The organism is Chroococcidiopsis sp. CCALA 051 (assembly GCF_003015105.1).
Taxonomy (GTDB): Bacteria; Cyanobacteriota; Cyanobacteriia; order Cyanobacteriales; family Chroococcidiopsidaceae; genus Chroococcidiopsis; species Chroococcidiopsis thermalis.
Genome location: NZ_PYCI01000221.1, coordinates 1 through 5,706, shown reverse-complemented (window position 1 = coordinate 5,706; position 5,706 = coordinate 1). Strand labels below are relative to the sequence as shown.

General features: G+C 45.3%; 10 protein-coding genes. All 10 read right to left on the bottom strand.

Annotated features, from left to right (window positions below):
• Positions 1 to 157: 157 nt before the first annotated feature.
• On the bottom strand, positions 158 to 454 hold the full coding sequence (gene fdxB, locus C7Y66_RS29695; RefSeq protein ID WP_106548288.1) for a ferredoxin III, nif-specific: 297 nt from the start codon (positions 452 to 454) through the stop codon (positions 158 to 160).
• Positions 455 to 529: 75 nt separating this feature from the next.
• Positions 530 to 919: a FeoA family protein gene (locus C7Y66_RS29690; RefSeq protein ID WP_106548287.1), complete on the bottom strand. Its 390-nt coding sequence runs from the start codon at positions 917 to 919 to the stop codon at positions 530 to 532.
• Positions 920 to 930: 11 nt separating this feature from the next.
• Entirely contained in the window at positions 931 to 1,230 is a 300-nt protein-coding gene (locus C7Y66_RS29685) for a 2Fe-2S iron-sulfur cluster-binding protein (protein ID WP_015156504.1), read from the bottom strand.
• Between the two features lie 136 nt (positions 1,231 to 1,366).
• Positions 1,367 to 1,738 (bottom strand): iron-sulfur cluster assembly accessory protein, encoded by a 372-nt coding sequence (locus tag C7Y66_RS29680; RefSeq protein ID WP_106548286.1) that lies wholly within the window; start codon positions 1,736 to 1,738, stop codon positions 1,367 to 1,369.
• 191 nt (positions 1,739 to 1,929) lie between these two features.
• Positions 1,930 to 2,754, bottom strand: a complete 825-nt coding sequence (locus C7Y66_RS29675) for a HesA/MoeB/ThiF family protein (protein ID WP_106548285.1) — start codon at positions 2,752 to 2,754, stop codon at positions 1,930 to 1,932.
• An 11-nt stretch (positions 2,755 to 2,765) separates the two neighbouring features.
• Positions 2,766 to 3,080 carry a nitrogenase-stabilizing/protective protein NifW gene (nifW, locus tag C7Y66_RS29670; RefSeq protein WP_106548284.1) on the bottom strand — a complete coding sequence of 105 codons (315 nt, stop codon included), beginning with the start codon at positions 3,078 to 3,080 and terminating at the stop codon, positions 2,766 to 2,768.
• Positions 3,077 to 3,307 carry a CCE_0567 family metalloprotein gene (locus C7Y66_RS29665; RefSeq protein ID WP_106548283.1) on the bottom strand — a complete coding sequence of 77 codons (231 nt, stop codon included), beginning with the start codon at positions 3,305 to 3,307 and terminating at the stop codon, positions 3,077 to 3,079. Before C7Y66_RS29665 ends, nifW begins: the two co-directional genes overlap by 4 nt.
• Positions 3,308 to 3,332: 25 nt before the next feature.
• A complete protein-coding gene (locus tag C7Y66_RS29660) occupies positions 3,333 to 3,809 on the bottom strand; it encodes a NifX-associated nitrogen fixation protein (RefSeq protein ID WP_106548282.1) in 477 nt (158 codons plus the stop codon).
• On the bottom strand, positions 3,806 to 4,216 hold the full coding sequence (nifX, locus tag C7Y66_RS29655) for a nitrogen fixation protein NifX (RefSeq protein ID WP_015156510.1): 411 nt from the start codon (positions 4,214 to 4,216) through the stop codon (positions 3,806 to 3,808). Before nifX ends, C7Y66_RS29660 begins: the two co-directional genes overlap by 4 nt.
• Positions 4,217 to 4,323: 107 nt before the next feature.
• On the bottom strand, positions 4,324 to 5,646 hold the full coding sequence (nifN, locus tag C7Y66_RS29650; protein WP_106168615.1) for a nitrogenase iron-molybdenum cofactor biosynthesis protein NifN: 1,323 nt from the start codon (positions 5,644 to 5,646) through the stop codon (positions 4,324 to 4,326).
• Positions 5,647 to 5,706 lie beyond the last annotated feature (60 nt).

Here is a 5,706-nt window from a genome sequence, read left to right as displayed (position 1 = left end):
ATGGGAATTAGAGTATTTTGGGACAAGGGGGATAAGGGAGACAAGGGGGACAAGGGAGAATAACTACTTGTTAACCGTTAACTGTCAACCAACAACAAATGACCAATGACCAATGACCACCTTCACGAGTAGTTTACAACTCAAACAGAATTGCTATCTAATTTTGTTCTAACGAGCTATGAGTGTAGCAATTTTTGGGGCAAACTCTAGAGCAAGCCTGACAACCAATACAGTATTCTGGATGAACAATAGACATGACTTTGCGCTCGATTTCCTCAGCCTCCTCATCTTCGACAAACTCCCCGTCTTCATTCAGTGCTTGCAGTAGTAGCACGTTTCTACCGCAGGCTTTAAAACATCTACCACAACCAATACATTTATCTTGGTTAATTTCTTGTACGAATTGGGGTGTCCAGGTTTTACCCCCAAAAGTCAAACCAGTAAGTGTTGCCATAGTGTCTCCTCTTGAGTAAGTCAAAAGTTAAAAGTCAAAAGTCAAAAGTAAGAAATTAGATGTATTTCAGTTGATTCAGTCCTTGCCTTGCGGACTTTGAATGTGTGGTTCCGCGAATTCTATTCGCCGATTATTTTTTTGAGTTGCACCCAACCATTGGAATAGAGCAGTTAGTACCCCAGCCATACCAGCAGCTTGAATAGGGGCAGAATTCGATCGCGCCGTCAACCTGACGTAGATTGCATCAGCAGACTTTTGGCAGAGAATCAGGCGATCGCCTCCTACGATAACCTTGTAGGCAGGCGATCGCTGTTCTAAAATAATGGTGACTCCAGGTACAATACCCATTGCCCTGAGTTCCTGTACCGTAGCCTCGTACACACTCTCAACTCCGTTAACGACTCCCCGTTCTCCAGGTTGGAGCAAACTGAGCGAGGAGCCAAAAATGGTAAAGTCAGTAAACATATCGTGGGTACTCAGACTAGATAGGCTTCTTGGTGGGTGCGGATCGTACAATCAGAGCGAGGATAGGCGACACAGAGAAGCACAAATCCTTTCTTCACTTGTTCGTCATCTAAAAATACCTGTTCGGACTGATCGATTTCGCCTTCAACCACTTTGCCAACGCAACTAGAGCAAGAACCAGAGTGACAGGAAAAGGGTAAGTCCAGTCCTTGTTCTTCTGCGGCATCCAGAATCGTAATAGATTCTTCAACAGGGATCGTAATGTCGAGCGATCGCTTTTTATTGATTAAATGCACTTGATATGTCGTCATCGTCGTGTCCTCCAAAATGATTCGATCTTTGTACGGGCTAGTTAAATCAAAGAACTAATTGTGATTTCACAAGTATCTGCAAAAAACCCACCCCCACAAGTTTTGACTTCTGACTTTTAACTTTTGACTTTTCTACTCAGCTACATGGCACACCAGCAGGAGTACAATCGCCTGCTTGGAATGATTTGCCACAGCCACAGGTATCGGTAGCATTGGGATTGCTAAACTTAAATCCGCTTTCTAGCAAGCTATCGACAAAATCAATCACAACTCCTTCCAATAACGGAGCGCTTTGCGAGTCAATGTAGATGCGTAGCTTGCCTTGCTCTACTACAAGGTCATCTGCCCGTGGTGTGCTGGCAATGTTTAAGGAATACTGGTAGCCACTACAACCGCCATCCTCAACAGCAACACGAATGCCTCGTTGAGCGGAATTGTCTTCTTTGCTAGTAGCTTGCAGGAAGGTACGAAGCCGGAATTCTGCAACTTCTGTTAATGTTAGGGTCATATAAATCTCCTGAGTTAGTAGGTAGGAATGAGAGGCTAGAGAATCGACACTTCTCGGTTAGGATACATAGCTCTTGAAGATCCCCCTTAATCCCCCTTGATAAGGGGGAGATAAGATATCTTGGTTGCATTCACTCTTAATCTGCGTTAATCTGCGTTCTCATTCACTAAAAATTAACTTTTGCAAGCAGTCTATTGTGCTACTAGCCCGCTTTTTAAGGGGGATGGGGGATCGAAGCGATCGCGCAATCGCGAGGTAGAATAGGGCGAGAAAGCAGGAGTACCGCAAACCGGACAATTAGGATCGTGGTAAGGGCGACGCTTGGCAAACTCTAAACTGCCTAAGTCCATCGTTAGCAATTGCGATAGCAGTGGTTGACCGATTCCTGTAATCAGCTTGATTGCTTCTAGTGCAGTCAAACAAGCTAGGGTTCCAGATACCGCACCCAAAACGCCAAAACCGCGCTTATCCCAATCGGGCTTTTCGGGAAATAGGCAAGATAAACATGGAGTGCGATCGGGGATAATTGTGGTTAAGTATGCCTCCATGTCGTTCATCGCTGCTTCCACCATTGGCTTTTTCCAGCGCACGCAGGCAGCATTTAACAAATCTCGCTCGATGAAGTTGTGGGCGCAGTCGAGGGTAACGTCAGCAGCTTGTACTAAATCGTCAACGTTCTCTGGCGTGACATACTCGCAAATAGCATCGATTTGGATATCTGGGTTGAGCTGTTCTAGTGTTGTTTTAGCTTTGAAAACTCTGGGTTTGCCTACCCAATCATCGCTCATCAGAATTTGGCGATTCATGTCATCTAGTCGCAGTTCGCCGCCCCGTACTAGAATGAGCCGTCCAACTCCTGCTACCGCTAGGTAAAGCGCCGCCGTGCCACCCAGCCCGCCTACACCTGTCACCAGTACTGTTGATGATTTCAAGCGTTGCTGTGCTGACTCGCCAAAACCAGGAAGCATAATTTGGCGGCGGTAGCGTTCTAATTCGATGGGGGTGAGGTTTAACACAGTTTTTCTCCTCAATCTGTACCAATTTCTGTTAGCAAAACTACATTCTGTGGTTTCTCGTTAAACACCTTGAATAGCTTTTGTTCGACAGGTTTGGAAGCAAGAAAAACGTCGTAAGCCTGCTGGAGAGCATGGCGATATTGACCGAGCTTTTCCTCATCGTTTAGATCGGGAGAATCGCGATCGATCGCTTTGATATAGTTAGAGAACTTTTGCAAAATATGCAGGCGATTCACATTCACAAACTGAGCATCGTAAGGCAAACCAAAAAACTCAAAATATTGCTCTGCATCGACAATTTGTTGAAATTGGGCTATTCTGCTCATTTTCCTCGCTCCAACTTTTTTAACTGTTGCTTGAGTTCGTCAATCTGTCGATAGATTTCATAAGTCTGACCTGCTACATCCATCAGTTGGTTATAATTAGTTGGTAAACCTTCTGCAAGATCGTGCAGATCCATCTTCATTTGTCCGGCTTTACTGTTAAGCTTTTTGAGTTGAGTTTTTAACTCGTTAATATCTGGGTTAACAGCAGTTTTGGTTACTTGTACCATACAAATCTTTTGAGATGTTTTATTTTTACAGTTTGCCAACTTCGGGATAACGCTGAGCTAAATCGATCGCTTTGTCAACTAGCTTGTCTGCCTCCGCTGTTAATTTCTCCAAAGAATCAAAACCGAAGCGTTGAGCATCGCGTAAGGTTCTAGCAACTAGTAACAGACGACCAGAAAAAACAAGTACCCAGCCGAAACCTTCATGACTCAAATCGATAACGACTTGGGATAATAAACCTGTTTCTTGCTCGATTCGAGCCGCGATCGCCCGATAGAATGATAAAATTCTGCCTTTTGTTACGGGATCGACATCGCCCTCTACAGAAATTTTGCGCTTAGCCTCTTTGCTGACAATATAGGATTTGATAACTAATTCATCTGCCCAATTTCGATAAAAGCCATAGGAATCTTGGGCGCGAATTTGTCTGGCTAACTCTTGAACAAACAGAGAGTTGAAGGCTTCGTTGGTAGTAGTTTGGTTGGTGGTTTCAGTAGCGCTCATACAGTTACCTCCTCTTCTAATTGTGCAAAACTAGGTGATTTTTGTTGTAAGGCTTTTCGCAACCAGGGGGGAGGGCTGCCTTTCAAAGTTTGAACTAACTTTTCCAAAATATCGAGAATTTCGTCATCTTCAGATCTGGCTTTAATTGGTGTAATGCGCTTCTTAATTAACCGAGCTGCTGCACTTCCTCCAATTGCCGATACATAAACAATCGTGCAATCATATAGGGCTTCAATTTTTGGCAGTAATTTGTCCTCATTACCATCTTCTTTAAGATCGCCATCAAATCGGAGTGTTTCTACAAACTGATACCCTTCTGGCGAAACTTCATAAACATCAATCTTTTTCGCCCAACCAAAGTGAGCATTAATATGAACTCTGTCGTTAGTTGTGAAGGCAATTTTCATACCGATCCTCCGAATTAGTAATTAGTAATTGGTAATTGGTAATTGGTAGTTGGTGGTTGGTAGTTGCTCCCCCAGCTCCCCCAGCTGGGTCAGCTCTCTTCTTCCCCTCACTCCTCACTCCTCGCTCCTCGCTCCTCTGCCTCTAGAAACAGGTTGCCGAGATCGAATAAAAGCTGAATGGTGCCTTGGTAGCCGACTGTGCAACGCTGTCCGTTACCTAAGCGATCGAATACGGGGAAACCGAGGCGATAAAAGGGAGTATCGAGGCGACGGGCGATCGCTTTAGTATGAGAATTACCGATCAGCAGGTCAGAACCTACTGCTAATTGCTCGAAGTCTTCTAAATCACCAATTGTGACGCTCTCGACTGGTAGTTGCTCTAAAAGGGGTGATTTTGTGGTTGTGACTGCGGTATGAATTTCAGTTCCCATCGATCGCAAAAACCAAGCGATCGACCACAGTAAATCTGGTTCTAGTGCTAGCGATACTTGCTTGCGCCCAAAGTAGAAGTGAGCATCGAGCATGGCATCTTGCAACTGGCGGCGTTGGTGGCAGTATTTTTCTGGGACTTCATTACCGCTCAAATCTACTAGTCCTTGGAAAAAGTCATCGACTGCATCTAATCCAGTTAGTTGCGGAAAGACTTCGTAGGGTATACCAAACTGTTTTTGCATAATCTCCGCCGCACCGCGCACGCTCTCACCTAGTGCTAGGGTAAACAACGAAGTCCCCATCGCTCTGAGTTCTGCCAAAGTCGTACCACCACCCGTCACCGCGCTGTAGGAATCATCCAAGTGACCGTCGAGCGAGGCGGAAAGATCGGGTACGACGATGGGTTTTAGTCCAAAGGCTGAGACGATCTCTTTAATCTCCTGTACGTCCCCTGGCGTAAACGCAGAACTTACCAAGAGATTGATTTGGTCTAATCTGGTTTCTCCAGGTTGAGGCAGTTCCTTGACTATGCTTTCCACGGCTGCGGCAAAACCATCTTGCAATGCACCTTTAAAATCAGGTGTAGAGGCAAATGCGATCGGCAAATCAGTTAATTCTGGGTGACGTTTGCGAATGCTTCTGAGGATACCTTCCATGTCATCGCCTCTAGTTTCCGTCAGCCCAGTGGTACACAGACCGATAATTTCTGGTTTTGATTTCTCCATCAGCGTTAGGATTGCTTGCTCGATATTGTCTTCGCCACCCAAGATAGTGCTAACTTCGGTCATTGCCGTGGTGGATAGGGGAATTGCTTCCCGAAAATGCCGTACTAACATGACTTTGGCGAAAGCAGTACAACCCTGAGAACCGTGAAACAGAGGCATCACACCTTTTAATCCTAAATATGCTAAGGCTGCACCCAAAGGCTGACTTTGCTTCAAAGGATTAACCGCAACTGCCTTTTTGGAAGATTGGACTTTGGATTTTGAATTGGTAATGGGTAATGGGTAGTTGGTAGTTGCTTCCTTGTCCCCCTTGTCCCCCTTGTCCCCCTTGTC